At 69.1% G+C, this 24,406-nt stretch carries 22 protein-coding genes and 1 riboswitch; of the genes, 8 read left to right on the forward strand and 14 right to left on the reverse strand.

Translation table 11 applies throughout. From position 1 onward, the window contains the following. Positions 1-47 precede the first annotated feature (47 nt). The 3 genes from HWX62_RS22960 to rsmA are packed head-to-tail and all read left to right on the forward strand — an operon-like array spanning position 48 to position 3,282. A complete protein-coding gene (locus HWX62_RS22960; RefSeq protein WP_175927785.1) occupies positions 48-1,406 on the forward strand; it encodes a peptidylprolyl isomerase in 1,359 nt (452 codons plus the stop codon). 11 nt (positions 1,407-1,417) lie between these two features. Continuing rightward, a complete protein-coding gene (gene pdxA, locus HWX62_RS22965) occupies positions 1,418-2,407 on the forward strand; it encodes a 4-hydroxythreonine-4-phosphate dehydrogenase PdxA (RefSeq protein WP_175927784.1) in 990 nt (329 codons plus the stop codon). 47 nt (positions 2,408-2,454) lie between these two features. Beyond that, a complete protein-coding gene (gene rsmA, locus HWX62_RS22970; RefSeq protein WP_174973311.1) occupies positions 2,455-3,282 on the forward strand; it encodes a 16S rRNA (adenine(1518)-N(6)/adenine(1519)-N(6))-dimethyltransferase RsmA in 828 nt (275 codons plus the stop codon). A 91-nt stretch (positions 3,283-3,373) separates the two neighbouring features. Here rsmA and HWX62_RS22975 read toward each other — a convergent pair whose 3' ends face one another. After that, a complete protein-coding gene (locus HWX62_RS22975; RefSeq protein ID WP_175927783.1) occupies positions 3,374-4,309 on the reverse strand; it encodes a DMT family transporter in 936 nt (311 codons plus the stop codon). A gap of 351 nt (positions 4,310-4,660) precedes the next feature. Here HWX62_RS22975 and gloA point away from each other — a divergent pair, with 351 nt between their 5' ends. Further along, entirely contained in the window at positions 4,661-5,044 is a 384-nt protein-coding gene (gloA, locus tag HWX62_RS22980) for a lactoylglutathione lyase (RefSeq protein WP_006477863.1), read from the forward strand. Between the two features lie 108 nt (positions 5,045-5,152). On the opposite strand, the gene HWX62_RS22985 is transcribed toward gloA, so the two are convergent. From HWX62_RS22985 to glyQ, 5 genes are read right to left on the reverse strand one after another with little or no spacing between them, the layout of a single operon-like run. Then, positions 5,153-6,040, reverse strand: a complete 888-nt coding sequence (locus HWX62_RS22985) for a SprT family zinc-dependent metalloprotease (protein ID WP_175927782.1) — start codon at positions 6,038-6,040, stop codon at positions 5,153-5,155. Between the two features lie 45 nt (positions 6,041-6,085). Next, positions 6,086-6,850, reverse strand: coding sequence for a lysophospholipid acyltransferase family protein (locus HWX62_RS22990; RefSeq protein ID WP_175927781.1), 765 nt, complete (start codon positions 6,848-6,850; stop codon positions 6,086-6,088). A 43-nt stretch (positions 6,851-6,893) separates the two neighbouring features. Further along, on the reverse strand, positions 6,894-7,457 hold the full coding sequence (gmhB, locus tag HWX62_RS22995; protein ID WP_175927780.1) for a D-glycero-beta-D-manno-heptose 1,7-bisphosphate 7-phosphatase: 564 nt from the start codon (positions 7,455-7,457) through the stop codon (positions 6,894-6,896). A 10-nt stretch (positions 7,458-7,467) separates the two neighbouring features. Further along, the gene (gene glyS, locus HWX62_RS23000) at positions 7,468-9,567 is read right to left on the reverse strand and encodes a glycine--tRNA ligase subunit beta (protein ID WP_175927779.1); all 2,100 of its coding nucleotides are present in this window, start codon (positions 9,565-9,567) and stop codon (positions 7,468-7,470) included. A gap of 22 nt (positions 9,568-9,589) precedes the next feature. Further along, positions 9,590-10,594, reverse strand: a complete 1,005-nt coding sequence (gene glyQ, locus HWX62_RS23005) for a glycine--tRNA ligase subunit alpha (protein WP_006477868.1) — start codon at positions 10,592-10,594, stop codon at positions 9,590-9,592. Between the two features lie 286 nt (positions 10,595-10,880). Here glyQ and HWX62_RS23010 point away from each other — a divergent pair, with 286 nt between their 5' ends. Beyond that, positions 10,881-12,545 (forward strand): hypothetical protein, encoded by a 1,665-nt coding sequence (locus HWX62_RS23010; protein ID WP_175927778.1) that lies wholly within the window; start codon positions 10,881-10,883, stop codon positions 12,543-12,545. 51 nt (positions 12,546-12,596) lie between these two features. Here HWX62_RS23010 and lnt read toward each other — a convergent pair whose 3' ends face one another. The 8 genes from lnt to HWX62_RS23050 all read right to left on the reverse strand — a co-directional run bounded on the left by lnt (position 12,597) and on the right by HWX62_RS23050 (position 20,888). After that, positions 12,597-14,297 carry an apolipoprotein N-acyltransferase gene (gene lnt / locus HWX62_RS23015; protein ID WP_175927777.1) on the reverse strand — a complete coding sequence of 567 codons (1,701 nt, stop codon included), beginning with the start codon at positions 14,295-14,297 and terminating at the stop codon, positions 12,597-12,599. Between the two features lie 52 nt (positions 14,298-14,349). Then, on the reverse strand, positions 14,350-15,237 hold the full coding sequence (locus HWX62_RS23020; RefSeq protein ID WP_175927776.1) for a transporter associated domain-containing protein: 888 nt from the start codon (positions 15,235-15,237) through the stop codon (positions 14,350-14,352). Between the two features lie 285 nt (positions 15,238-15,522). Further along, positions 15,523-15,672: a hypothetical protein gene (locus HWX62_RS23025; protein ID WP_164728356.1), complete on the reverse strand. Its 150-nt coding sequence runs from the start codon at positions 15,670-15,672 to the stop codon at positions 15,523-15,525. A gap of 43 nt (positions 15,673-15,715) precedes the next feature. Continuing rightward, positions 15,716-16,348 carry a gamma-glutamylcyclotransferase gene (locus HWX62_RS23030; RefSeq protein ID WP_175927775.1) on the reverse strand — a complete coding sequence of 211 codons (633 nt, stop codon included), beginning with the start codon at positions 16,346-16,348 and terminating at the stop codon, positions 15,716-15,718. Between the two features lie 12 nt (positions 16,349-16,360). Then, positions 16,361-17,137, reverse strand: a complete 777-nt coding sequence (gene ybeY / locus HWX62_RS23035) for an rRNA maturation RNase YbeY (protein WP_175927774.1) — start codon at positions 17,135-17,137, stop codon at positions 16,361-16,363. Between the two features lie 149 nt (positions 17,138-17,286). Then, positions 17,287-18,333 carry a PhoH family protein gene (locus HWX62_RS23040; protein ID WP_175927773.1) on the reverse strand — a complete coding sequence of 349 codons (1,047 nt, stop codon included), beginning with the start codon at positions 18,331-18,333 and terminating at the stop codon, positions 17,287-17,289. A gap of 36 nt (positions 18,334-18,369) precedes the next feature. Further along, a complete protein-coding gene (gene miaB / locus HWX62_RS23045; RefSeq protein ID WP_175927772.1) occupies positions 18,370-19,743 on the reverse strand; it encodes a tRNA (N6-isopentenyl adenosine(37)-C2)-methylthiotransferase MiaB in 1,374 nt (457 codons plus the stop codon). A gap of 212 nt (positions 19,744-19,955) precedes the next feature. Next, positions 19,956-20,888 carry a LysR family transcriptional regulator gene (locus HWX62_RS23050; protein WP_175927771.1) on the reverse strand — a complete coding sequence of 311 codons (933 nt, stop codon included), beginning with the start codon at positions 20,886-20,888 and terminating at the stop codon, positions 19,956-19,958. A gap of 145 nt (positions 20,889-21,033) precedes the next feature. Between HWX62_RS23050 and HWX62_RS23055 the strand changes: the two genes are divergently transcribed. From HWX62_RS23055 to ribB, 3 genes are all read left to right on the forward strand, one after another. After that, positions 21,034-22,209 carry an MFS transporter gene (locus HWX62_RS23055; protein ID WP_175927770.1) on the forward strand — a complete coding sequence of 392 codons (1,176 nt, stop codon included), beginning with the start codon at positions 21,034-21,036 and terminating at the stop codon, positions 22,207-22,209. 218 nt (positions 22,210-22,427) lie between these two features. Further along, complete coding sequence (locus HWX62_RS23060; protein WP_027785365.1) at positions 22,428-23,114, forward strand: XRE family transcriptional regulator; 687 nt, start codon at positions 22,428-22,430, stop codon at positions 23,112-23,114. 187 nt (positions 23,115-23,301) lie between these two features. Further along, positions 23,302-23,451: riboswitch (FMN riboswitch) on the forward strand. 118 nt (positions 23,452-23,569) lie between these two features. Then, positions 23,570-24,280: a 3,4-dihydroxy-2-butanone-4-phosphate synthase gene (gene ribB / locus HWX62_RS23065; protein ID WP_175927769.1), complete on the forward strand. Its 711-nt coding sequence runs from the start codon at positions 23,570-23,572 to the stop codon at positions 24,278-24,280. Positions 24,281-24,406 lie beyond the last annotated feature (126 nt).

The following is a 24,406-nucleotide window of genomic DNA, read 5'->3' on the forward strand; positions in this document are numbered from 1 at the left end:
GGCATGTCTGCACCGGTCAGCACGATTTCAATGGAGTTTCAGTGGCAATGAAGAAAACCCTTCGTTTCGCGGCAGTCGTGTCCAGCCTCGCCGCGTCCGCCGCGCTGCTCGCCGCCGCGCCGGCCGCGGCGCAGGCGCTCGGTTCGCCAGGTGCACAGCTCGCCGACGAAGTCGTCGCGGTCGTCAACAACGACGTGATCACGGGCCGCGAACTCGACCAGCGCGTCGGCCTGATCGCGCGCCGGCTGCAGCAGCAGAACGCGCCGGTGCCGCCGGCCGACCAGCTGCGCGCGCAGGTGCTGAACCAGATGGTGCTCGAACGCATCCAGGTGCAGAAGGCCAAGGACGACGGGATCCGCATCGACGACGCGACCGTGCAGGCCACGCTGCAGCGTCTCGCGCAGGCGAACGGGATGACGCTCGACCAGTACCGTGCGCGTCTCGAGGCGCAAGGCGTGCCGTGGAGCATCTTCACGAGCGACGCGCGCACCGAGCTGATGCTGTCGAAGCTGCGCGAGCGCGAGGTCGACGGCAAGATCACGGTGTCGGACGCCGAGGTCGCGAACTACATCGCGAGCCAGCGCGGGCCGAACGCATCGCAGCAGCAGGACCTGCGCTTCCAGCACATCTTCATCAAGGCGCCGACCAACGCGCCGCAGGCCGACATCGAGGCCGCGCAGAAGAAGGCCGAAGCGCTGCTGCAGCAGGCGAAGTCGGGCGCCGATTTCGAGCGCCTCGCGAAGAACAACTCCGAAGCGAACGACGCGAAGAAGGGCGGCGATCTCGGCTTCAAGTCGCCGAGCGCGCTGCCGCCCGACGTCGTCGACGCCGCGTCGAAGCTGCGCCCGGGCCAGGTCAACCCGACGCTGATCCGCGTGCCGGACGGCTTCGAGATCGTGCGTCTCGTCGATCGCCGCCAGAGCCAGGGCGCGAGCGCTGCCGCGCCGAAGATCGTCCAGACGCACGTGCGCCACATCCTGCTGCGCGTCGGCGAGGGCAAGTCGGAAGGCCAGGCGCGCCAGCAACTGATCGACATCCGCAAGCAGGTCGAGGCCGGCGGCGATTTCGCGAAGTTCGCGCGCACCTACTCGCAGGACGGCTCCGCGTCGCAGGGCGGCGATCTCGGCTGGATCAGCCCGGGCGAGACCGTGCCGGAATTCGAGCGCGCGATGAACAGCCTGCAGGACGGCCAGATCAGCCAGCCGATCCGTACCGAGTACGGCTACCACCTGATCCAGGTGCTGGACCGCCGCGAGGCGGAAGGGTCGGTGCAGCAGCAGATGGACATCGCCCGTCAGGCGATCGGCCAGCGCAAGGCCGAACAGGCATATGCCGACTGGCTGCGCGAGCTGCGCGATTCGTCGTACGTGCAGTACAAGATCGGCGGCGTCGGCCCGGCGAACTGAGCGAGCACCGGATGACCACGCCCGCGCTGCAGATCGCGATCACGACCGGCGAACCCGCGGGGGTCGGCCCGGAACTGACCGTGCAGGCGCTGCGTGACGCCGCGCAGCGCTGGCCCGACGCGCATTTCACCGTGCTCGGCGATGCGGCGCTGCTCGACGCGCGGGCGGCGGCGGTCGGCGTCGATCCGGCCACGCTGGCCGGTGGCGCGCCGGTGTCGGTCGCGCATCACGCGCTGGCCGTGCCCGCGCGGGCGGGCAAGCTGGATGCGGCGAACGGCCGCTACGTGCTCGGGCTGCTCGACGCGGCGATCGACGGCGCGCTGGCGGGCCGGTACGACGCGATCGTCACCGCACCGCTGCAGAAGAGCACGATCAACGACGCGGGCGTGCCGTTCACCGGCCATACCGAATACCTAGCCGAACGCACGCATACGCCGCGCGTCGTGATGATGCTGGCCGGCACCGGCCACCGGCCGCTGCGCGTCGCGCTCGCGACCACGCACCTGCCGCTGAAGGACGTATCGGCCGCGCTGACGATCGACGGGCTCGTCGAGACGCTCGCGATCATCGATCGCGACCTGCGGCGCGACTTCGGTCTCGCCGCGCCGCGCATCCTCGTGACGGGCCTGAACCCGCACGCGGGCGAGAACGGTTATCTCGGTCGCGAGGAGATCGACGTGATCTCGCCGGCGCTGGCCCGCGCGAACGCGCAACGCATCGACGCGCGCGGCCCGTATCCGGCCGACACGCTGTTCCAGCCGCGCCATCTGGCCGATGCCGATTGCGTGCTGGCGATGTTCCATGACCAGGGCCTGCCCGTGCTGAAGTACGCGACGTTCGGCGAGGGCATCAACGTGACGCTCGGGTTGCCGATCATCCGCACGTCGGTCGATCACGGCACCGCGCTCGATCTGGCCGGCACGGGCCGCGCGGATCCGGGCAGCATGATCGCCGCGCTCGATACGGCCGTCACGATGGCGCGCCATCGCCGCGCAGCCTGACGCTGCCGGCTTACCCCATTCGTCGTATTTTTCGTTTTACTCAGTCGATGTCGAACAGCAGACAGCACCAAGGGCATTTCGCGCGCAAGCGCTTCGGGCAGAATTTTCTCGTCGATCACGGCGTGATCGACTCGATCGTCGCGACGATCGGCCCCGCGCGCGGCCAGCGGATGGTCGAGATCGGCCCCGGGCTCGGCGCGCTGACCGAGCCGTTGATCGAGCGCCTCGCGACGCCCGAGTCGCCGCTGCACGCGGTCGAGCTCGACCGCGACCTGATCGGGCGCCTGCAGCAACGCTTCGGCGCGCTGCTGGAGCTGCACGCGGGCGACGCGCTCGCGTTCGACTTCCGCTCGCTCGCGGCGCCCGGCGACAAGCCGTCGCTGCGGATCGTCGGCAACCTGCCGTACAACATTTCGAGCCCGCTGCTGTTTCATCTGATGACGTTCGCCGATGCGGTCATCGACCAGCATTTCATGCTGCAGAACGAAGTCGTCGAGCGGATGGTCGCGGAGCCGGGCACGAAGGCGTTTTCGCGGCTGTCGGTGATGCTGCAGTACCGCTACGTGATGGAAAAGATGCTCGACGTGCCGCCGGAATCGTTCCAGCCGCCGCCGAAGGTCGATTCCGCGATCGTCCGGATGATCCCGTACGAGCCGCACGAACTGCCGGACGTCGATCCCGTGCTACTCGGCGAAGTGGTCACCGCCGCGTTCTCGCAGCGCCGCAAGATGCTGCGCAATACGCTCGGCGATTACCGCGAGACGATCGATTTCGATGCGCTCGGCTTCGATCTCGCGCGCCGTGCGGAGGACGTGAGCGTGGCCGAATACGTCGGCGTCGCGCAGGCGCTGGCGGCGGTGCGCAAGGCAGGATGACGCGCGTGGCGTAACGCCACCTGCCGGCTGTATCGAACAGGGCTGCCCGACGGGCAGCTTTTTTATTGCCCGCGCATCTGGGCGCCGGTCGTCACGCCCGCCGGCGCGGCGGCGCGTTGACGAGCGCGATGCCGGTCAGCACGAGCGCGGCCGCGGACATGAAGCGCCAGCCGACCGATTCGCCGAGCAGCAGCACGCCGAACGCGACGCCGAACAGCGGCGACAGGAACGTGAAGACGGACAGGCGGGACGCGCTGTAGCGCGTCAGCAGCCAGAACCACGACAGGTAGCTGACGAACGCGACGATCACCGACTGGTACGCGAGGCTCGCCAGCGCGACCGGCGTCACGTGCGCGAACGACATCTGGCCGAACAGCGCGGCGAGCGCGACCAGCATGAGCGCCGATACCGCGAGCTGGTAGAACAGCGTCTTGCTCGCGCTGGCCCGGGCGAGCGCCGTCGAGCGCACGACGACCGTCGTCGCGGCCCACATCGCGCCGCCGAGGATTCCGAGCGCGTCGCCGGCGAGCCCGGCCAGCACGGACGCGCCGGGCGCGCGCGGCTGCAGGAAGCCGTCCGCGAACGCGAGCGCGATGCCGGCGAACGCGACGCCCACGCCGACCCATTGCATGCGCTGGAGCCGCTCGCCCGGTGCGAACAGGTGCAGGCCGAGCGTGGTGAAGCACGGCGCGGTGTACAGGAAGATCGCCATGTGCGACGCGCTCGTCAGCGTCAGCCCGAAGAACACGCAGATGAATTCGCCGGCGAACAACGCACCGGCCGCGAGCCCCGCGCCGAACGTGCCGTCCGCCTGGAACAGCGGCGTGCCGCGCGTGCGGGCCCAGCCCCATAGCAGCAGCGCGGCGATCGCCGAGCGCAGCCCGGCCTGGAACATCGGTGCGATCGCGGCGTTCGTGCTCTTGATCGCGACCTGCTGGAAGCCCCAGATCGCGCACAGCAGCAGCATCAGGCCGACGGCGCGCGTATCGAGTGCGCGGCGCACGGGGGTGGCGGCACGTGCGGTCATGGACGGGCCTCGCGGGGGCGGTCCGGTGGCAGCGAGGTCAGGCGGGAGGCGCGTTCGGCGCGCTCGAATCGGCGGTTTCGCACGGGCAGCGTGGCGTAGGCAAGCGTGGGTGGTCGCGATCGGGCGGCGGAACGCATGCCCGATTTTGGTGCGAGGTGGAAGGATGTTACCCGATCGGCACGGCGGCCGGGCGCGCCGGATCGCACCGTTTTCGGGCGTTGCGCCGAGTCAACCGGATACGCCGCACGGCCGCGCCCCGGCTAAGGCGCCCCCGGCTAGGCGCCCCCGGCGAAGTTCACCCGACTCTGGTAGAGTTTCCGGTTCTGGAAAGTCCCCACAGGAGTACAACACATGCGTTTGCTGCATACGATGCTGCGAGTCGGCGATCTCGACCGCTCGATCAAGTTCTACACCGAATTGCTCGGCATGAAGCTGCTGCGTCGCGAGGATTATCCGGAAGGCAAGTTCACGCTCGCGTTCGTCGGCTATGAAGACGAGAGCACGGGCACCGTGATCGAGCTGACCCACAACTGGGAGACGCCGTCCTACGATCTCGGCAACGGCTTCGGCCATCTGGCGGTGGCGGTCGACGATGCCTACGCGGCCTGCGAGAAGATCAAGGCCCAGGGCGGCAAGGTCACGCGCGAGGCGGGCCCGATGAAGCACGGCACGACGGTGATCGCGTTCGTCGAGGATCCGGACGGCTACAAGATCGAATTCATCCAGAAGAAGTAAGCGCCGGGTGAACCGGGCTGCGGTGTGCGATGTGCGCCGCGGCAGCAAAAAAGGGCGGTGCGGGGTAACCCGCACCGCCCTTGTTCGTTGGCGCCGGCGTTGTGCGCGTCAAAGCGACGGCAGCAGCTCGGGCGGGTGATGCTTGAGCGTGTGCCGCGCCTCGCGGAACTCGGGGAAGATCGATTCGACGGTCTGCCAGAAGGCCGGGCTGTGGTTCATCTCGCGCAGGTGCGACAGCTCGTGCGCGACGACGTAGTCGATGATCGACATCGGGAAATGGATCAGCCGCCAGTTCAGGCGGATCTTGCCGTCGCTCGAGCAACTGCCCCAACGCGTCGCGGCCGACGACAGCGCGACCATCGAATACGTGACGCCGAGCTTTTCCGCGTAGACCGCGAGCCGTTCGCCGAAGATGCGTTTCGCTTCGCCCTGCAGCCAGCCCTGCACGCGATCCTTGATCTGCTGCATGTCGGCCTGCACGGGCAGCGGCAGCGACAGCCGCAGCGCATCGGCGTCGAACGCGACGGCGCCCGCGCCGAGCGCGATCGTCACCGTCTTGCCGAGATACGGCAACTGCGCGCCGTCGCGCCAGTCGATTTGCGGCAGCGCGCGCTGCTCGGCGCGCGTCTTCCACTCCGCGAGCTTCGCGAAGATCCAGCGTTGTTTCTCGGCGATCGCGGCTTCGATGTCGGCGAGCGTGACCCAGCGCGGCGCGGTGATCGACAGCCCGCTGCCGTCGATCGTGAAGCCGATCGTGCGGCGCGCCGAGCGTTTCAGCCGGTATTCGAGCACGCGGCTGTCGAGCGCGAACGTGCGCACGCGCGAGCGATCGGGCGGCGGGCCCGGATCGAGCGGCGCGGCGGGCGCGACTTCGGGCGGCGTCGGCGGGGCGGCAGGCGCCGACGGCGCCGCGGCCGGCCCGTCGAAGAGCGGCAGATCCATCTGGCGATGATCGAGGGCCACGACGGCAGGCCGTGGCCGCGGACGCTGTTTCATCAGTTCGCTTCTTTTTGTCGTACGCAACGGCTGCAATCCGGGGCTTCAGGCGCGCGCGGCATCGCGTGTGCCGGCGGTGCCCGCCTGACGATAGGCATCGGGATCGATGCGGCGCATTTCCGCTTCGATCCATGCTTCGACCTGCGAGTTCAATACGTCGGGCGTCTTGCCTTCGACCGGAATCGGCTTGCCGATCGACACGGTCACGACGCCCGGGAATTTCGTAAACGAGTTGCGCGGCCACACACGACCTGCATTGTGCGCGATCGGCACGACCGGCGTGCCGGTTTCGATCGCGAAGCGCGCGCCGCCCGTCTTGTACTTGCCCTGCTTGCCGACCGGCGTGCGCGTGCCTTCGGGGAACATGATCATCCATGCGCCTTCCGACAGGCGCTTCTTGCCCTGCCGGATCACCGAATTGAACGCGTTCTTGCCTTCCTTGCGATTGATGTTGACCATGTGCAGCAGCCCGAGCGCCCAGCCGAAGAACGGCACGTACAGCAGCTCGCGCTTGAACACGTAGCAGAGCGGCTTGGGCATCAGCGCCGGAAACGCGAGCGTCTCCCACGCGGACTGATGTTTCGACAGCAGCACGGCCGGGCCGTCGGGCAGGTTCTCCATCCCCTCGATCCGGTAGCGGATGCCGTTCAGCCAGCGCACGACCCACAGCGTCGACTTGCACCAGCCGGCCGCCATCCAGTAGCGTGCGTCGGGGCGCATGAACGGGAACGCGATGAAGCACGCGGTGGCGTACGGCACCGTGTACAGGATGAAGTAGATCAGCAGCAGCAGGGAACGGACGAAGCGCATCGGCGTGAGTCTGGCGTTGGGGAGGATGCGCGCGGCAGCCGCATCACTCGTGTTCGTGTGAAAGAAAATCGAGCGCGAAGGCGCGCAGATCGTCGTGGACCTTCGTGCCGTCCGGCAGATTGCCCGCGGCGAGCGTCTTCTTGCCCTTGCCGGTCAGCACGAGGTGCGGCTGGAAGCCGACCGCGACGCCGGCCAGCAGGTCGCGCAGCGAATCGCCGACGACCGGCGTGTGATCGGGATCGGTCTCGAAGCGCTCGGCGATCATCTGCATCATGCCGGGTTTCGGCTTGCGGCAGTCGCAGTGATCCTCGGCCGTGTGCGGGCAGAAGAACACCGCGTCGATGCGCGCACCGACCGCGGCCGCCGCGCGATGCATCTTCAGGTGCATCTCGTTCAACGCGGCCATGTCGAACAGCCCGCGACCGATGCCGGACTGGTTGGTCGCGACGACCACGCGATAGCCCGCGTGGTTGAGCCGCGCGATCGCCTCGAAACTGCCGGGCAGCGCGATCCATTCGTCGGGCGTCTTGATGAACGCATCCGAATCGACGTTGATCACGCCGTCCCGGTCGAGGACGACGAGCTTTCGGTTGGGGCTGGTCGGCATCGTGCGGCCCTTATGCGGCGAGCTTCGAGATGTCGGCGACGCAGTTCATCTGCTGGTGCAGCGCGGACAGCAGCGCGAGCCGGTTCGCGCGCAGCGCCGGATCTTCCGCGTTGACCATCACGTCGTTGAAGAACGTGTCGACCGGTGCGCGCAGCGCCGCGAGCGCCGACAGCGCACCCGTGTACGCACGCGCCTCGAGCTGCGACTGCACGTGCGGCGTGACGGCCGCGAGCTGTTCGTGCAGCGCCTTCTCGGCGGCCTCGACGAGCAGTGTCGGCTGCACCGCGCCGTTCGCGCCGCCTTCCGACTTCTTCAGGATGTTCGAGATCCGCTTGTTCGCGGCCGCGAGCGCTTCGGCTTCCGCGAGGCGCGTGAATTCGCGCACCGCGTCGAGGCGCGCGACGAGATCGTCGAGGCGCGTCGGGTTCAGGCTCAGCACCGCGTCGATTTCGCCGGCCGAATAGCCGCGCTCGCGCAGCAGGCCGCGCAGGCGATCCAGGAAGAACGCGAAGATCGCGTCGGTCGATTCCGCGACGCCCGGCACGCCGTCAAAGCGTGCATGGGCCGTGCGCAGCAGCGACACGAGATCGAGCGGCAGCTGCTTTTCGAGCAGCAGGCGCAGCACGCCGAGCGCGTGGCGGCGCAGCGCGAACGGATCCTTTTCGCCGGTCGGCGCGAGGCCGATGCCCCAGATGCCGACGATCGTTTCGAGCTTGTCCGCGAGCGCGACGGCGGTCGAGACCGGCGTGGTCGGCAGCGCGTCGCCGGAGAAGCGCGGCTGGTAGTGCTCGGCGCACGCGAGTGCGACGTCGTCGGCTTCGCCGTCATGGCGCGCGTAGTACGTGCCCATCGTGCCCTGCAGTTCCGGGAACTCGCCGACCATGTCGGTCAGCAGGTCGGCCTTCGCGAGACGCGCGGCGCGCTTCGCGTGCGCGGTATCGGCGCCGATCGCCGGGGCGATCTCGCCGGCCAGCGCCTCGAGGCGCTCGACGCGTGCGAGCGCCGAACCGAGCTTGTTGTGATAGACGACATTCGCGAGCTGCGGCACGCGCTCGGCGAGCGGCTTCTTCTTGTCCTGCTCGAAGAAGAACTTCGCGTCCGCAAGACGCGGGCGCACGACGCGCTCGTTGCCTTCGATAATCTCGCCCGGCGTCTTCGTCTCGATGTTCGACACGATCAGGAAGCGCGAGCGCAGCTTGCCGGCGACGTCGGTCAGCGCGAAATACTTCTGGTTCGTCTGCATCGTGAGGATCAGGCATTCCTGCGGCACCTGCAGGAATTCGTCCTCGAAGCGGCACGGATAGACGACCGGCCACTCGACCAGCGACGTCACTTCGTCGAGCAGCGCTTCGGGCATCACGACCGTGTCGCCGTTCGCATGTTCGTTCAGCTGCGTGCGGATCGTTTCGCGACGATCGGCGAAGTGCGCGATCACGCGGCCCTTGTCGCGCAGCGTGTCGGCATACGCGTGCGCATGCTGGATCGCGACGAGGCCGTCGGACAGGAAGCGGTGGCCGAGCGTCGTGTCGCCGGCATCGACGCCGAACGCGGTGACGGGCACGACGCGGTCGTCGTGCAGCACCGTCAGGCGATGCACCGGGCGCACGAACTTCACGTCCGAGCCGTCCGGGCGCTGGTACGTCATGAATTTCGGGATCGGCAGCTTCGCGAGCGCCTCGTCGAGCGCGGCCTGCAGGCCGTCGGCGAGCGTGACGCCGGCCGCCGAATAATTGATGAAGAACGCTTCGGCCTTGCCGTCCTGCGCGCGTTCGAGATCGGCGATCGACGCGTTCGGGTGGCCGAGCGCCGCGAGCTTCTTCGCGAGCGGGGCCGTCGGCTTGCCTTCGGCGTCGAGCGCGACCGACACGGGCAGGACCTTTTCGCGGACCTGTTTGTCGGGCGCGACGGCGCGCACGTTCTGCACGACGACCGCGAGGCGGCGCGGCGTGGCGTAGCGTTCGAACACGAGTTCGCCTTCGACGAGGTCGCGTGCCGCGAGGCGTTGCGCGAGACCTTCGGCGAATGCGTCGCCGAGACGCGCGAGGGCCTTCGGCGGCAGCTCTTCGGTCAGCAGTTCGACGAGAAGGGGGGCGGGATGATTGTGCGTCATGGTTGGATTGAATCTCGTCTCGTCAGTCCTGATCGATCTTGCGTTCGACCTTGAGCGGCGGCGCCCATGCCGGCTGTGCGGCGTCCTGGGCGTCGGTGGTGAGGCCCGGCACGCCCGGCGGGTTGCCGAGCATCGGGAAGCCGAGCTTCTCGCGCGAGTCGTAGTAAGCCTGCGCGACGAGACGCGACAGCGCGCGGATGCGGCCGATGTACGCGGCCCGCTCGGTGACCGAGATCGCGCCGCGCGCGTCGAGCAGGTTGAACGTGTGGCCGGCCTTCAGCACGAGCTCGTACGCGGGCAGCGCGAGCTGCGCGTCGATCATCTTCTTCGCTTCCGCTTCGTAGCTGTTGAAGAACGTGAACAGCAGGTCGACGTTCGCGTGCTCGAAGTTGTAGGTCGACTGCTCGACCTCGTTCTGGTGGTACACGTCGCCATACGACAGGCGGCGCAGCTCGGGGCCGTTCGGGCCTTGCTCTTCCCACTCGGTCCACACGAGGTCGTACACGTTCTCGACCTTCTGCAGGTACATCGCGAGGCGCTCGAGGCCGTACGTGATCTCGCCGAGCACCGGCTTGCATTCGAGGCCGCCGACTTCCTGGAAATACGTGAACTGCGTGACTTCCATCCCGTTCAGCCACACTTCCCAGCCGAGCCCCCACGCGCCGAGCGTCGGGTTTTCCCAGTCGTCCTCGACGAAGCGCACGTCGTTCTGCTTCAGGTCGAAGCCGAGCGCCTCGAGCGAGCCGAGGTACAGGTCGAGGATATTTTCCGGCGCCGGCTTGAGCACGACCTGATACTGGTAGTAGTGCTGCAGGCGGTTCGGGTTTTCGCCGTAGCGGCCGTCCTTCGGACGGCGCGACGGCTGCACGTACGCGGCGCGCCACGGCTCGGGGCCGACCGCGCGCAGGAACGTGTGGACGTGCGACGTGCCCGCGCCGACTTCCATGTCGATGGGCTGGAGCAGAGCGCAACCCTGCTTGTCCCAGTAGGACTGCAGCGTCAGGATGATTTGCTGAAACGTAAGCATGAAGAGCCTTCGTGGCGCAGGCGCTCCGTTGCGGGCGGCGCTCCGGGCAGCGCCCGGAGGGTCGGCTCGCGCGGCGGCGCGGCTTGTTAGTGTGCAGAAACGCGTAATTTTACCGGATCGGCGACCGGATGCGGCCGGAAGGCGGATGCGGGCACCGCCGCACCGTTCCGGCGGCCGGCGTATACCGGCGCCGCGCCCCTGCCGCGGCGCTTCGCGCGGGCGGTAAGATGCGCGTATTGCGGCGCGCGCCACGCGTGCCGCGTCACCGCTTGCCGACGCCGACTGCATGGACGAACCGACCGACATCCTGATTCCGCTGCTTCCGCCGTTCCTCGCGCTGCTCGGGCAGGCCGCCGACGCGCAGGCGCGCGGCGAGCGCGCCGCGCACGATCTGTGGCTGGCCGCCGCCGCCCATCTGCATGCGGTCGATGCCGACGCACTGGTGCGGCTCACGGCGACGCTCGTCGCGCGGCAGCGCACGGCCGACGCGCTCGCGCTCGCCGAATGCGCGGTACGCGTGCAGCCGGGCGCGGCCACGCACTTCAATCACGGCTACGTGCTGCAGATGGCCGACCGTCACGCGGACGCGGTCGCGCCGTACCGCGCGGCGCTCGCGATCGATGCCGGCTGGCCGTCGCTGCGCAACAACCTCGCGATCGCGCTGCGATTGTCGGGCGGCGACCGCGCGGAAGAGATCGCGCTGCTCGACGCGGCCGTGAAGCACGATCCGCGCGACGTGCAGGCGTGGATCAACCTCGTCGTCGCGCGGATCGCGACACACGACCTGGACGGCGCGCTCGCGTGCGCCGCGCGGCTCGTCGAGCTCGCACCCGAGAACGCACTCGCGATGAACAACGTCGCGATGGCGATGAAGGAGGCGCAGCGCTGGGACGATGCCGAGCGCCATGCGGCGCGTGCATGCGAGCTCGCGCCCGACGATGCGTCGTTCCGCTTCAATCTGGCGATCATCCAGCTCGTGCGCGGCAACCACGCGGCCGGCTGGCGCGGTCACGAGGCGCGCTGGGACGGCGCGGGCGAATTGCGCGGCCGCCGGCCGGCGCTGCCGGGCCCGCGCTGGCAGGGCGAGCCGCTCGCCGGCAAGACGCTGCTGGTGTGGGGAGAACAGGGGCTCGGCGACGTGCTGCAGTTCTGCCGCTTCGTCGTGCCGCTCGCCGAGCGCGTGCATCGCGAGGGCGGCCGGCTCGCGTGGAATACGTTTCCGGCGCTCGGCACGCTGATGCAGCGCAGCCTCGGCGCGCATGCGGACGTGTTCGGCGCGGGCGGCGGCGTCGACACGCTGCCGGCGTTCGATTACGAAGTGCCGCTGATCGGCCTGCCGCTGATGCTCGGCATGGAGGCGTCGACGCTCGCCGCGTCGGTGCCGTACCTGCGGGCCGAGCCGGGCGCACGCGACGCCTGGCGCGCGCGGCTCGCGGGCGACCGCCCGCTGAAGGTCGGGCTCGTGTGGACGGGCAGCGCGGGCCACCAGCGCAATCCGTTCCGGCGCGTCGGGCTCGAGCGCTATGCCGACGCGTTTCGCGGCATCGACGGTGTCACGTTCTATTCGCTGCAGCCGGGGGCGGACGCGGATGTCGCCGCCGCGCGCGCGGCCGGTTTCGCGATCGAAGACTACACGGCCGAACTGAAGAGCTTCGACGATACGGCCGCGTTCATCGGCGCGCTGGATCTCGTGATCACCGTATGCACGTCGGTCGCACACCTGGCCGGCGCGCTCGGCGCGCGCACCTGGGTGCTGCTCGACGTGAATCCGCACTGGCCGTGGCTGCTCGATCGCCGGGACAGTCCGTGGTATCCGACCGCGACGTTGTACCGGCAGCCGACGTTCGGCGCGTGGGCGCCGGTAATGGAGGAAGTGAGTCGCGACCTGCGGGGCTTCGCCGCGCAGCCGGATCGGCTGGATCAGCCGCGCCGGTCGTCCCGGCAGGCCTGAACGGCCGGCCGGTTCACGGCGGGCCGCCGCGCGCGGCAGCGGCCCGTTGCGTCATGCCGCTTCGCCGCCGCCGGGCCGCCGGCCGTTGCGCCGGCGCAGCCCGGGCCCGAACGTGAAGCCGAACGCGAGCAGCACGAGCGACACCGCGAGCACGATGTTGTTGCCGCTCGTCACGTACGGCGTGAAGCCGCTCGTGCCTTCGATCCGCACGTCGAGCGAGCCGATCGTGAACGGCTTGAGCTGGCCGAGCACGCGGCCGTGCGCGTCGATCGCGGCCGTCATCCCGGTATTAGTCGAACGCAGCATCGGCCGGCCCGTTTCGAGCGAGCGCATCCGCGCGATCTGCAGATGCTGGTCGAGCGCGATCGTGTCGCCGAACCACGCGAGGTTCGTCACGTTGACGAGCACGCCGGGCGGTTGCGGGTTGTCGCGGATCGTCGCGGCGATTTCCTCGCCGAACAAGTCCTCGTAGCAGATGTCGGCCATCACCGGCTGGTTGTGCACGAGGAACGGCTTCTGCACCGGCGCGCCGCGCGCGAAGTCGCCGAGCGGCATCTTCATCAGGTTGACGAACCAGCGGAAGCCCCACGGGATGAATTCGCCGAAGGGCACGAGGTGGTGCTTGTCGTAGTGATAGATGTCGCGCGAATTCGGCGTCACGCCGTACAGGCTGTTCGTGTAGTCGACGTAGCGGCCGTCCTCGGTCACCGACGCGCCGACCGCGCCGAACAGCACGGCCGAGCCGGTCGTGTCGCTGAACTTGCGGATCGCGACGGCGAACGGCTCGGGCAGCTCCTGGATCATCACCGCGATCGCGGTCTCGGGCGTGACGATCAGGTCGGCCGGCTTCTCGACGATCATCTGCGTGTACATCTTGATCGCCGCGTCGATGCCTTCCTGCTCGAACTTGATGTCCTGCTTCACGTTGCCCTGCAGCAGCCGCACGGTGAGCGGCGCGTTCGCGGGCACGGTCCACGTGAGCTGCGACAGCCCGAGGCCGGCCGCGACGAGCGCGACGGCGATGCCGGCCGGCGCGGCGATGCGCACGCGGGCGTCGCCGCCCGATGCGCCGGCTGCGCCGTCACGCACCGGCGACGGGCGCGCGGCGGCGAGCGCCTGCACGACCAGTGCGGCGAACAGCGCGAGCACCCACGCGATTCCGTACACGCCGACCACCGGCGCAAAGCCCGCGAACGGGCCGTCGACCTGCGGGTAGCCGCTCGCGAGCCACGGGAAGCCGGTAAACACGGTGCCGCGCAGCCATTCGCCGAGCGCCCACGCGCTCGCGAACGCAAACGCGCCGTGCCAGGTGGGCGAGAACGGCCGCGGGTCGGGCTCGCGGCGATGCCACGCGTGGCCCGCGCAGAACGACCACAACCCGGCCGAGAACGCCGGGTACAACGACAGGTACAGCGCGAACAGCACGAGCGCGCCGCCCGCGAGCGGCGCGGCCATCTCGCCGTACACGTGCATGCTGATGTAGAGCCACCAGACGCCGGTGATGAAGTTGCCGAAGCCGAACGCGCCGCCGGTGAGCGCGGCGCCGCGCCAGCTCGACGTGCGCGTCAGTTGCGCGAAAAACCAGACGAATACGACGAGCTGCAGCCAGCCGCCATGCGGCGTGGGCGCGAAGCTGAGCGTATTGGCCGCGCCGGCGAGCAGCGCGGCCGGATAGTGCCAGCGCGGCAGCGTGCGGCCGGGCGCCGGCGCGAGCAGGCCGCCAGCCGGGCGGGACGGGATCGGATCGTCCATGTGAAGCGGAAGTGGGCGAGCGGTTGAAGGAAGCGCGGCTGGCGCGGAACGGTCAGTCTTCGTGCGAGGCTTCGGCGCGACGGCTGGCGAGCGGGTTGCGGCGCACCAGCAGCACGTGAACCTGGCGCGCATCGCCGCGCTGGATCTCGAACACGAGGTTGCCGAGCTGCAGCTTCTCGCCGCGGTGCGGCACGCGGCCGAAATGATGGGTGATCAGCCCGCCGATCGTGTCGACTTCGTCGTCGGGGAAATCGGTGCCGAATACCTCGTTGAACTGCTCGATCTCGGTGAGCGCGCGCACGCGGTAGCGGCCGTCCGGCCCCGAGATGATGTTGCCGGCTTCCTCGTCGAAGTCGTATTCGTCCTCGATGTCGCCGACGATCTGTTCGAGCACGTCCTCGATCGTGATCAGGCCCGCGACGCCGCCGTATTCGTCGACGACGATCGCCAGGTGGTTGCGGTTCACGCGGAAGTCGTGCAGCAGCACGTTCAGGCGCTTCGATTCCGGAATGAACACGGCCGGGCGCAGCATCCCGCGCACGTCGAACTCTTCCTCGGCGTAGAAGCGCAGCAGATCCTTCGCGAGCAGCACGCCGATCACGTTGTCACGGTTTTCCTCGTACACGGGATAGCGCGAGTGCGCCTTTTCGAGGACGAACGGGATGAAATCCTCGGGCTTGTCGGCGATGTTGATCGCGTCCATCTGCGCGCGCGGCACCATGATGTCGCGGGCGCACAGATCGGATACCTGGAACACGCCTTCGATCATCGACAGCGAATCGGCGTCGATCAGGTTGCGTTCGTGGGCGTCCTGGAGGATTTCCAGCAACTCGCCGCGGGATTCGGGCTCGGGCGAGATGAAGTCGGTCAGGCGCTCGAGCAGCGAGCGCTTTTCTTGCGGTTTGTCGGTTGGCTTACGACTGGGATACGAATCGTTCATGGTGGTGCGCCCGGGTCATGCCGGGGCGCGCGGTCACGGAGTAGGCAAGGATACACCAAGGGCACGACGCGACCGTGTCACCCCGGCCGCACGGCCAGGATGGGCGGCTCGCGCGGACCCCGCTCGCGGACGGCCGCGCCGGGCGCGACGCCGTCCTCGGGTCCATCCTATCGCAGAAAGGGGCGGCGGCCAAAAAACGGTGGCGGCGCGGCGGCGGCGCCCGACGCGGGAAATCGGCCGTGACGGCGGCATTCTGCCGCATGCGGGGCGCCGCCGGCGCGCGGTTCAGAACCGCATGCCGGCCGAGCAGCCGCCGGCGGCCGCGCCGTTGGTCGCGGCGCCGCCGCAGCCGAGTATTCCGCAGCCGGACAGCGCGACGCTCGCGGCGACGAGCAGCGCGGCGATCCTGCAACGCGACCGGCGTGACGGTTTCATCGGGTGTGTCCTCGTGCGGATGCGCGGGCGGCGCGGTGTCGGATCATCGGCATCGCGCGAGCAGCCCTTCCAGCGCGCGGTCGGGAATGCCGCTCGCGCGCAGCGCGTCGACCGTGCGGCTCACGTAATCGAGCGTCGTGCCGTAGCGGCCGGCCGCGCAGCCGAACACTTCCTTCACGACCGAGTCGGCCAGCTTGCCCGTATAGGTCGGCGCGTCGCGGCGCATCACGAACGCGAGCGCGTTCACGCGTTCGCCGGTCTCGAGCGAACACGGCAGCCACGCGGGCCGGTACGAGCCCATCGGCATCTCGCGCTTCCACAGCGTCTCGAGATGCGGCTGCGCGGTCGGGCCGGCGAGCCGGAATGCGATGCCCGAGCACGAGCCGCCGCGATCGAGCGCGAGCACGAGGCCCGGCCGTTCGGGCGTGCCGCGGTTCACGCGCGACCACAGGTAGAGCCCGCGGTGATAGCCGTGCACCTTGGCGCGCACGGCGGCGACGGTCGGCAGCCCGGGGTTCCAGATCAGCGAGCCATAACCGAACAGCCAGAGATCCTGCCGGCCGTCCCAGTCGCGCATCGTATGCGCGAGCGACGCCGCGAGCTCGTCTTCCGTCAGCAGACGGCCTTCGCCGATCGACGGCGGGTAGGCGGGCGGCAGCATCGCGGGGTGACGCATCGGGCGGACGGCTTACTGGTAAGGGTTCGGGAAACCCAGCTTCGCGAGGATGTCGACTTCGAGCGCTTCCATTTCGGCCGCATCCTCGTCGCTGGTCTCGTGGTCGTAGCCCTGCGCGTGCAGCGCGCCGTGCACCAGCAGGTGCGCGTAATGGGCCATGAGCGGCTTGTCCTGGTCGTGCGCTTCCTTCTCGACGACCGGGCAGCACAGCACGAGGTCGCCGATCACGGTGCCGTCGGGCGCCGCGTCGTACGCGAAGGTCAGCACGTTGGTCGGATAGTCCTTGTGGCGGTAGCCGGCGTTCAGCGTACGGCCTTCGTTTTCGCCGACGAAGCGCACGGTGAGCTGCGCGCTCGCGAACAGCGCCGGCTCGAGCCATTCGGCGATCAGCTTGCGTTTGGGCAGCGTCTTGCGCACGTCGCTCGTGATCTCGTCGCCGTACTGCACGGACAGGTCGAGTTCCAGCGCGCGCGGCTCGTTTTCGGGGTCGTCCTCGCGCGGCGCGAACTCGGCGCCGACGTGCAGCGTCACGCTGTCGTAGTGCTCGGGTTGCAGCGCGAGCTTCGCGCGCATCGCCGGATCGCTGTGCTGCGCGACGATCGCGACCGCCGCGTCGCCCGAGCTGCCCGACAGGTCGAACATCAGGCTGCGGCCGTCCGGGAAGTCGATCCGCAGCCCTTGCGCGTTGACGGTGCGGGCTTTGCCCTTCGCGTCGAACAGCGAAAGGCGGGGGGATTCGGGCGCGGCGGACTGGGCGCGACCGGACTTGCGGGAACGGGAGGATTTCATGACGCGTGCGGCGATTGGGACGCGTTGAGGATACACCAAACGGCCGATCGCGCCCGAATTCGACCGGGCGGCGCGCGGCCGAAAAAAAGCCCGGCGCGCCGTCTGGCGGGCCGGGCCGGCTAGCCGGGCAGCGCGTGGCGCGCCGCCGCTCAGCCGTCCTGGTGCTGCGCGTGGAATTCGTCGTACGCCTCGACGATGCGCGCGACGAGCGGATGGCGCACCACGTCCGCGCTCGTGAAGCGCGTGAGCGCGATGCCGCGCACGCCGCCGAGCACCTGCTGCGCCTCGACGAGGCCGCTCTTGTGGCCGCGCGGCAGGTCGACCTGGCTCGTGTCGCCGGTCACGACCGCCTTCGAGCCGAAGCCGATCCGCGTGAGGAACATCTTCATCTGCTCGGGCGTCGTGTTCTGCGCCTCGTCGAGGATGATGAACGCGTGGTTCAGCGTGCGGCCGCGCATGTACGCGAGCGGTGCGATCTCGATCATCTGGCGCTCGAACATCTTGGCCGTCTTGTCGAAGCCGAGCAGGTCGTACAGCGCGTCGTACAGCGGGCGCAGGTACGGGTCGACCTTCTGCGCGAGATCGCCCGGCAGGAAGCCGAGCCGCTCGCCGGCCTCGACGGCCGGGCGCGTCAGCACGATCCGCTTGACCTGGTCGCGCTCGAGCGCGTCGACCGCGCACGCGACCGCGAGGTAGGTCTTGCCGGTGCCGGCCGGCCCGATGCCGAACGTCACGTCGTGCGACAGGATCTGCTTCAGGTATTCACGCTGGGCGGGCGTGCGCCCGCGCAGGTCGGCGCGCCGCGTGTAGAGCTTCGGTGCCGGCTCTTCGTCCGGCTCGTCGGCGTCGAGGTGCACGACGGGCTCGTCGAACGGATGGTCGGGGTCGCCGCGAAAGCGCACGTCGAGCGTGTCCTGGCGGCCGTTGCCGGCCGTGTGGCGCACTTCGACCAGCGCGAGCTGGATGTCGTCGACCGACAGCGGATCGCGCGCGCGGTTGTAGAAGTTTTCGAGCGCGGCGAGCGCGAGCTTGGCGCCGCGCCCGCGGATCGTGATCCGGTGGCCGCGCCGCGCGAGCGTGACGTCGAGCGCCTGTTCGATCTGCCGCAGGTTTTCGTCGAGCGGGCCGCAGAGGTTGGCGAGGCGCGCGTTGTCGTCGCGCGGGGCGGTGAATTCCAGTGCTTGGACGGTCTTCAAAGTAGCGTCGGGCTCCTGTCGGGCGTCGGTCGGGCGTCAGTGGGTGGCCGCGCTCGCGTCGTCGCTGACGAGCACGAGCTCGCCGCGCAGCGAGTGCGGGTACGCATGGTTGATCTTCACGTCGATCATCTGGCCGATCAGGCGCGGGTGCGACGCGAGCGGCGCCGGGAAATTCACGACCCGGTTGTTCTCGGTGCGGCCCGCGAGCTCGTTCGGGTCCTTGCGCGACGGGCCCTCGACGAGGATCCGCTCGACCTTCCCGACCATCGACTGGCTGATGCGCGCGACGTTCTCCTCGATCGTCGCCTGCAGATGTTGCAGGCGTTTGAGCTTCACTTCGCGCGGCGTGTCGTCGGCGAGGTTCGCGGCCGGCGTGCCGGGGCGCGGGCTGTAGATGAACGAGAAGCTGGTGTCGTAGCCCATCTCGTGCACGAGCGCCATCATCTTGTCGAAATCCTCCTCGGTCTCGCCGGGGAAGCCGACGATCATGTCGGTCGACAGCGACAGGTCGGGGCGGATCGCGCGCAGCTTGCGGATCACCGACTTGTATTCGAGCACCGTGTAGCCGCGCTTCATCGCCATCAGGATGCGGTCGGAGCCATGCTGGACCGGCAGGTGCAGGTGGCTCACGAGCTTCGGCACCTTCGCGTACGTGTCGATCAGGCGCTGCGTGAATTCCTTCGGATGCGACGTCGTGTAGCGGATCCGCTCGATGCCGGGGATGTCGGCCACATATTCGATCAGCGTCGCGAAATCGGCGATCTCGGACGAGCCGGCCGCCAGCGCGCCGCGGTAGGCGTTCACGTTCTGGCCGAGCAGCGTGACTTCGCGCACGCCCTGGTCGGCAAGGCCGGCCACTTCGGTCAGCACGTCGTCGAGCGGGCGCGACACTTCATCGCCGCGCGTGTACGGCACGACGCAGTAGCTGCAGTACTTCGAGCAGCCTTCCATGATCGACACGAACGCGCTCGGCCCCTCGACGCGCGCGGGCGGCAGGTGGTCGAACTTCTCGATTTCGGGGAACGTGATGTCGACCTGCGCGCGGCCGCTCGCGCGGCGCGCGTCGATCATCTGCGGCAGGCGGTGCAGGGTCTGCGGGCCGAACACGAGGTCGACGTACGGCGCGCGCGACACGATCGACGCGCCTTCCTGGCTCGCCACGCAGCCGCCGACGCCGATCAGCAGGCCCGGCTTCGCTTCCTTCAGCTCGCGCACGCGGCCGAGATCGGAGAACACCTTCTCCTGCGCTTTTTCACGCACCGAGCACGTGTTGAACAGGATGATGTCCGCGTCTTCGGGCGTGTCGGTCTTTTCGAGGCCTTCGGCCGCATTGAGCACGTCCACCATCTTGTCCGAGTCGTACTCGTTCATCTGGCAGCCGAAGGTCTTTACGTAAACTTTCTTGGTCATGGGGATTCGCCGTTCGCAGTGGTTGACCTGGGGGCGTCGTCAAGGGTGAGTCGGGACGGCCGCGCGCGGCACGCGAATCGCGCGCGGCGGGCGGAAAGAGGCCGTCGGGAAAGCCTTCCATTATAGCTTTTCACGCCGAGACGGACGGGTGGCCGGTTGCGGGCGCACCACGCGCGATCGAGGGTTTCGACCCCTCGATGGCAGGCCGGCCGTCATCGGCACGCGTTCAGCAGGTCGTCGAGCGCGGCTTCCTCGCGCGCGAAGCGTTCGGCGAGAAAGTCGAGCAGCACGCGCACGCGCGGCGCCATGTAGCGCTTGCTGTGATAGATCGCGTGCAGCGGCGCGTCCTGGTGCCGCCACTCGGGCAGCAGCACGCGCAGCCGGCCCGCACGGACGTCGTCGGCGATGTCCCACAGCGATTTCAGCGCAATGCCGTGGCCGCGCAGCGTCCATTCGCGCGTGAGGCCGCCGTCGTTGGTCTCGAATGCGGTCGACACGGGCACCGTGTGGATCTGCACTTCGTCGCCGCGCGTGAAGTGCCAGGTGTTCATCGGGCCGGACGCGATCGTGATCACGTTGCACGGAAAGCGGGCCAGATCGTGCGGATCGGCCGGCACGCCATGGCGCTCGACGAACGACGGCGCCGCGCACAGCACGCGCCGGTTGGCCGCGAGCCGGCGGGCGATCAGCGCGCCGTCGGGCGGCGCGGCGAAGCGGATCGCGAGGTCGATCTCGTCCTGCCACAGATTCGACGACGAATCGGACGCCGTCAGCGAGAACGTGACGCCCGGATGCAGCGTCGTGAATTCGTCGAGCCAGTCGAGCAGCTGGTGGCGGCCGAAATCGGACGTCGACGACAGGCGCACCTTGCCGCTCACGACGTTGCGGCCTTCCTGCAGCATCGCGTCCGCGTCGTCGAGCGCCTGCAGCGCCTGGCGGCAGCAGTTCAGGTACAGCTTGCCTTCGTCGGTGAGCCGCAATTGCCGCGTCGAGCGTTCGAACAGCCGCGTCGCGATCTTCGCCTCGAGCTTCGCGAGCCGCGCGCTCGCGGCGGCCGGCGTGAGGTTCAGCTTGCGTCCGGCGGCGGACAGGCTGCCCAGTTCCGCCGCCTCGACGAACAGCCGGATGTCGCCCAGTCGGTCCATGCGATTTTCCAGAAATATTTGAAAATGGTTCAAATGACGCGCCAATTATCAAATATAGGCGTCTTCGGGACAATGCGCGCACATCCCGCTTTCTTGTGCGGTGCGGCACCGATCGGGCGCCGGCCGCCGCCTTCCGGAGAACGTCATGCCCATTCCGTTACTGGCGCTCGCGATCAGCGCCTTCGCCATCGGCACCACCGAATTCATCATCATGGGCCTGCTGCCCGAAGTCGCGCACGACCTGGCCGTGTCGCTGCCGTCGGCCGGCCTGCTCGTCACCGGCTACGCGCTCGGCGTCGCGGTCGGCGCGCCGCTGCTCGCGGTGCTGACGAGCCGCATGCCGCGCAAGGCCGCGCTGCAGTTGCTGATGGCGATCTTCATCGTCGGCAACGTGCTGTGCGCGACCGCGTCCGGCTACGCGATGCTGATGGTCGCGCGCGTCGTCACGTCGTTCGCGCACGGCTCGTTCTTCGGCATCGGCGCGGTGGTCGCCGCGTCGCTCGTGCCGGCCGACAAGCGCGCGAGCGCGATCGCGCTGATGTTCACCGGGCTCACGCTGTCGAACGTGCTCGGCGTGCCGTTCGGCACGTTCGTCGGCCAGGTGCTCGGCTGGCGCGCGTCGTTCTGGATCGTCGCCGCGCTCGGCGTGCTCGCGCTCGGCGGCGTGGCCGCGCTGGTGCCGAACCGCCACGACAGCGGGCCGGTCGGCCTCGGCCACGAAGTGCGCGTGCTGAAGGAGCCGCAGGTGTGGCTCGCGCTGCTGATGACCGTGCTCGGCTTCGGCGGCGTGTTCGTCGTGTTCACCTACATCGCGCCGATTCTCGAGACCGTATCGGGCTATTCGCCGCGCGCGGTCGCGCTGATCCTCGTGCTGTTCGGCGCGGGGCTGACGGTCGGCAACACGATCGGCGGCAAGCTCGCCGATCGCGCGCTGATGCCGTCGCTGATCGCGATCCTCGTCGCGCTGATGGCCGTGATGGCCGTGTTCGCGAAGACGAGCCACCTGCCGGTCGCGGCCGCCGTCACCGTATTCGTCTGGGGGATCGCCGCGTTCGCGACGGTGCCGCCGCTGCAGGCGCGCGTGGTCGAGAAGGCCGCGAGCGCGCCGCATCTCGCGTCGACGCTGAACATCGGCGCGTTCAACGTCGGCAATGCGGGCGGCGCGTGGCTCGGGGGCCTCGCGCTGGAACACGGCTTCGCGCTCGATGCGCTGCCGTGGGTCGCGGTCGCGGTGACGTTCGCGGCGCTGGTCGTCACGTGGCTCGCGATGCGGCTCGACGCACGCGGCCCGGCACGCGGCGCGGCGCCGGCGGCGCAGTGAGCGGCGCCACGGCGCGCTGACGGCGACGCCATAGCGGCGGGAAAAGGTTCGCGAGAAACGCATTCCTCCGCGATGCTGATAACGGTGTGAAGATAACTTCGTTTGCCCGTGCCAGGCCGGGTGATAGCGTCTCGATACGCGCCAATGACCGGCGCAACCCGATTCCGATTCCGGCTTACCCCCTACGCAGGGCCGCACGGCGGCCCGGAGGCAATGCTATGTCTTCATCCCTGGCGCTCGTGCGCGACGTGTCTTCCTTCGAGTCCGGTAATGCCGCCGACCTGCGCGCGTCCGCGTCGCTCGACGCGCTCGAGCAGGTCGTCGGCGTGAACCTCGCGCGCTTGCGCGCCGAGCGGCAACTGTCGCTCGATGCGCTCGCGCGGTTGTCCGGCGTGTCCCGCGCGATGCTCGCGCAGATCGAATCGGCGCGCAGCGTGCCGTCGATCAAGGTGCTCTGCAAGATCGCCGCGGCGCTGAAGGTGTCGGTCGCCGCGTTCCTGCGGCGCCACGCGGTGAACGGTTTCGAGCACCTGGCGGCCGAGCGCGCGTCGCGCGTCGTCAGCTCGAACGGCCGCTTCTCGGCCCGTGCGCTGTACCCGGAAGGCGAGCCGGCCGCGGCCGAATTCCACGAACTGCGGATCGCGCCGTTGCATACGGAGCCCGGCGCGCGCCGCGCACCGGGCACGACGGTCAACCTGGTCGTCAGCGAAGGCACGCTCGAAGTGAGCGTGCACGATCGCCGCCAGTTGCTCGCGACGGGCGATGCGATCGTGTTCGATGCCGACCAGCCGTACAGCCTGCGCAACCCGGGCGACAGCGAAGCGCGGGCGTTCCGCGTGACGGTGAGCCCCGAGGTGCCGCCGCGCTGGCTCGTGCCCGACGCGGCGCACGCGGCTGCCAACTGATCGTGCAGGCCGCGCGAAGCGACTGCGTTCCCGGGTTGTCGCGGGATCGCGGGGCGGTCCGCCGGCCATGCGGACGATGCCGTTAGACGGAGTCGTCAGTCAGGTTTTACGGGTAGCGGGCTGCGCGTCGCGCGCGGCTGTTGTATGCTTGGCCCGCCGGTCACGGGGCGTTCCCGTCCGGCAATCAGTGCGTCTTCAGGGCGGGGCGAAATTCCCCACCGGCGGTAGGCTGGCGTAAGCCGGCGAGCCCGCGAGCGCCCGCGCATTCCGCGCGGGGTCAGCAGATCTGGTCGAATGCCAGAGCCGACGGTCACAGTCCGGATGAGAGAAGATGTGCAGATAGTCATGTCCGTCAGGGCCGCTTCGCGCTGCGTGCGAAGCGGGTTGTCGTTCTGTCTGTTTGCAATGCCCTGAAACGTTTTTCGCCCAAATCGTATTTGCGAGGAGCGTTTCACATGTCCTTGATGTCCGTTTCGTCGGCACCCGCCGACGCCTTTGCCGATCTCCCGTTGCTGGATTCCGAACCGGTGCCGCCGCGCATCGCCGCCGCGCTCGACGCGATGCGCGCGGGCCGCGCGGTCGTGCTGCAGGACGACCACGACCGCGAGAACGAGGCCGACCTGATCGTCGCCGCCGAGCGCATCACGCCCGAGACGATGGCGCTGCTGATTCGCGAGTGCAGCGGCATCGTGTGCCTGTGCTTGACCGACGACACGGTGCGCGCGCTCGAGCTGCCGCCGATGGTGCAGACCAACGAAAGCCGTAATGGCACCGCGTTCACGGTGTCGATCGAGGCGCGCGAAGGCGTGCATACCGGCGTGTCGGCCGCCGATCGCGTGACGACGATCCGCGCGGCGATCGCCGACGGCGCGAAGCCGCACGACATCGTGCGCCCCGGCCACGTGTTTCCGTTGCGTGCGCAACCGGGCGGCGTGCTGGCGCGCCGCGGGCACACCGAAGGCACGGTCGACCTGTCGATCCTCGCGGGCCTGAAGCCGGCCGGCGTGCTGTGCGAGCTGATGAATCCGGACGGCACGATGACGCGCGGCGACGATGTCGAACGCTTCGCGCAACGTCACGGGCTGCCGATGCTGACGATTGCCGAACTCGTCGAATTCCGCGAAGCGCTGGCGGCGGCGCGCGAATGCTGCGTCAGCGAGGCGTGACGCGGCGAGCGGATCGTGGCGACGGCCCCGTGCGTCGCGCAAGGCACGGATGCGGGCGCACCGCCATGCAGGCCGGCGTACGCAAAATGGACATTCGGTGATGTTCGTCGCCCGGATCGCTACCTA

Origin of the sequence: Burkholderia sp. BCC0506 (assembly GCF_902833145.1) — a bacterium.
In the GTDB taxonomy this organism is placed as follows: domain Bacteria; phylum Pseudomonadota; class Gammaproteobacteria; order Burkholderiales; family Burkholderiaceae; genus Burkholderia.

Coding starts and splice junctions, on each gene's coding strand:
- HWX62_RS22990 (WP_175927781.1), bottom strand. CDS start 6,850: ATGCGCTTCGTCCGTTCCCTGCTGCTGCTGATCTACTTCATCCTGTAC.
- HWX62_RS23025 (WP_164728356.1), bottom strand. CDS start 15,672: ATGAAACCGTCACGCCGGTCGCGTTGCAGGATCGCCGCGCTGCTCGTC.
- HWX62_RS22985 (WP_175927782.1), bottom strand. CDS start 6,040: ATGAAACAGCGTCCGCGGCCACGGCCTGCCGTCGTGGCCCTCGATCAT.
- HWX62_RS23010 (WP_175927778.1), top strand. CDS start 10,881: ATGGACGAACCGACCGACATCCTGATTCCGCTGCTTCCGCCGTTCCTC.
- gloA (WP_006477863.1), top strand. CDS start 4,661: ATGCGTTTGCTGCATACGATGCTGCGAGTCGGCGATCTCGACCGCTCG.
- miaB (WP_175927772.1), bottom strand. CDS start 19,743: ATGACCAAGAAAGTTTACGTAAAGACCTTCGGCTGCCAGATGAACGAG.
- glyS (WP_175927779.1), bottom strand. CDS start 9,567: ATGACGCACAATCATCCCGCCCCCCTTCTCGTCGAACTGCTGACCGAA.
- HWX62_RS22975 (WP_175927783.1), bottom strand. CDS start 4,309: ATGACCGCACGTGCCGCCACCCCCGTGCGCCGCGCACTCGATACGCGC.
- pdxA (WP_175927784.1), top strand. CDS start 1,418: ATGACCACGCCCGCGCTGCAGATCGCGATCACGACCGGCGAACCCGCG.
- glyQ (WP_006477868.1), bottom strand. CDS start 10,594: ATGCTTACGTTTCAGCAAATCATCCTGACGCTGCAGTCCTACTGGGAC.
- HWX62_RS23050 (WP_175927771.1), bottom strand. CDS start 20,888: ATGGACCGACTGGGCGACATCCGGCTGTTCGTCGAGGCGGCGGAACTG.
- gmhB (WP_175927780.1), bottom strand. CDS start 7,457: ATGCCGACCAGCCCCAACCGAAAGCTCGTCGTCCTCGACCGGGACGGC.
- rsmA (WP_174973311.1), top strand. CDS start 2,455: ATGTCGAACAGCAGACAGCACCAAGGGCATTTCGCGCGCAAGCGCTTC.
- ribB (WP_175927769.1), top strand. CDS start 23,570: ATGTCCTTGATGTCCGTTTCGTCGGCACCCGCCGACGCCTTTGCCGAT.
- lnt (WP_175927777.1), bottom strand. CDS start 14,297: ATGGACGATCCGATCCCGTCCCGCCCGGCTGGCGGCCTGCTCGCGCCG.
- HWX62_RS22960 (WP_175927785.1), top strand. CDS start 48: ATGAAGAAAACCCTTCGTTTCGCGGCAGTCGTGTCCAGCCTCGCCGCG.
- ybeY (WP_175927774.1), bottom strand. CDS start 17,137: ATGAAATCCTCCCGTTCCCGCAAGTCCGGTCGCGCCCAGTCCGCCGCG.
- HWX62_RS23020 (WP_175927776.1), bottom strand. CDS start 15,237: ATGAACGATTCGTATCCCAGTCGTAAGCCAACCGACAAACCGCAAGAA.
- HWX62_RS23055 (WP_175927770.1), top strand. CDS start 21,034: ATGCCCATTCCGTTACTGGCGCTCGCGATCAGCGCCTTCGCCATCGGC.
- HWX62_RS23060 (WP_027785365.1), top strand. CDS start 22,428: ATGTCTTCATCCCTGGCGCTCGTGCGCGACGTGTCTTCCTTCGAGTCC.
- HWX62_RS23030 (WP_175927775.1), bottom strand. CDS start 16,348: ATGCGTCACCCCGCGATGCTGCCGCCCGCCTACCCGCCGTCGATCGGC.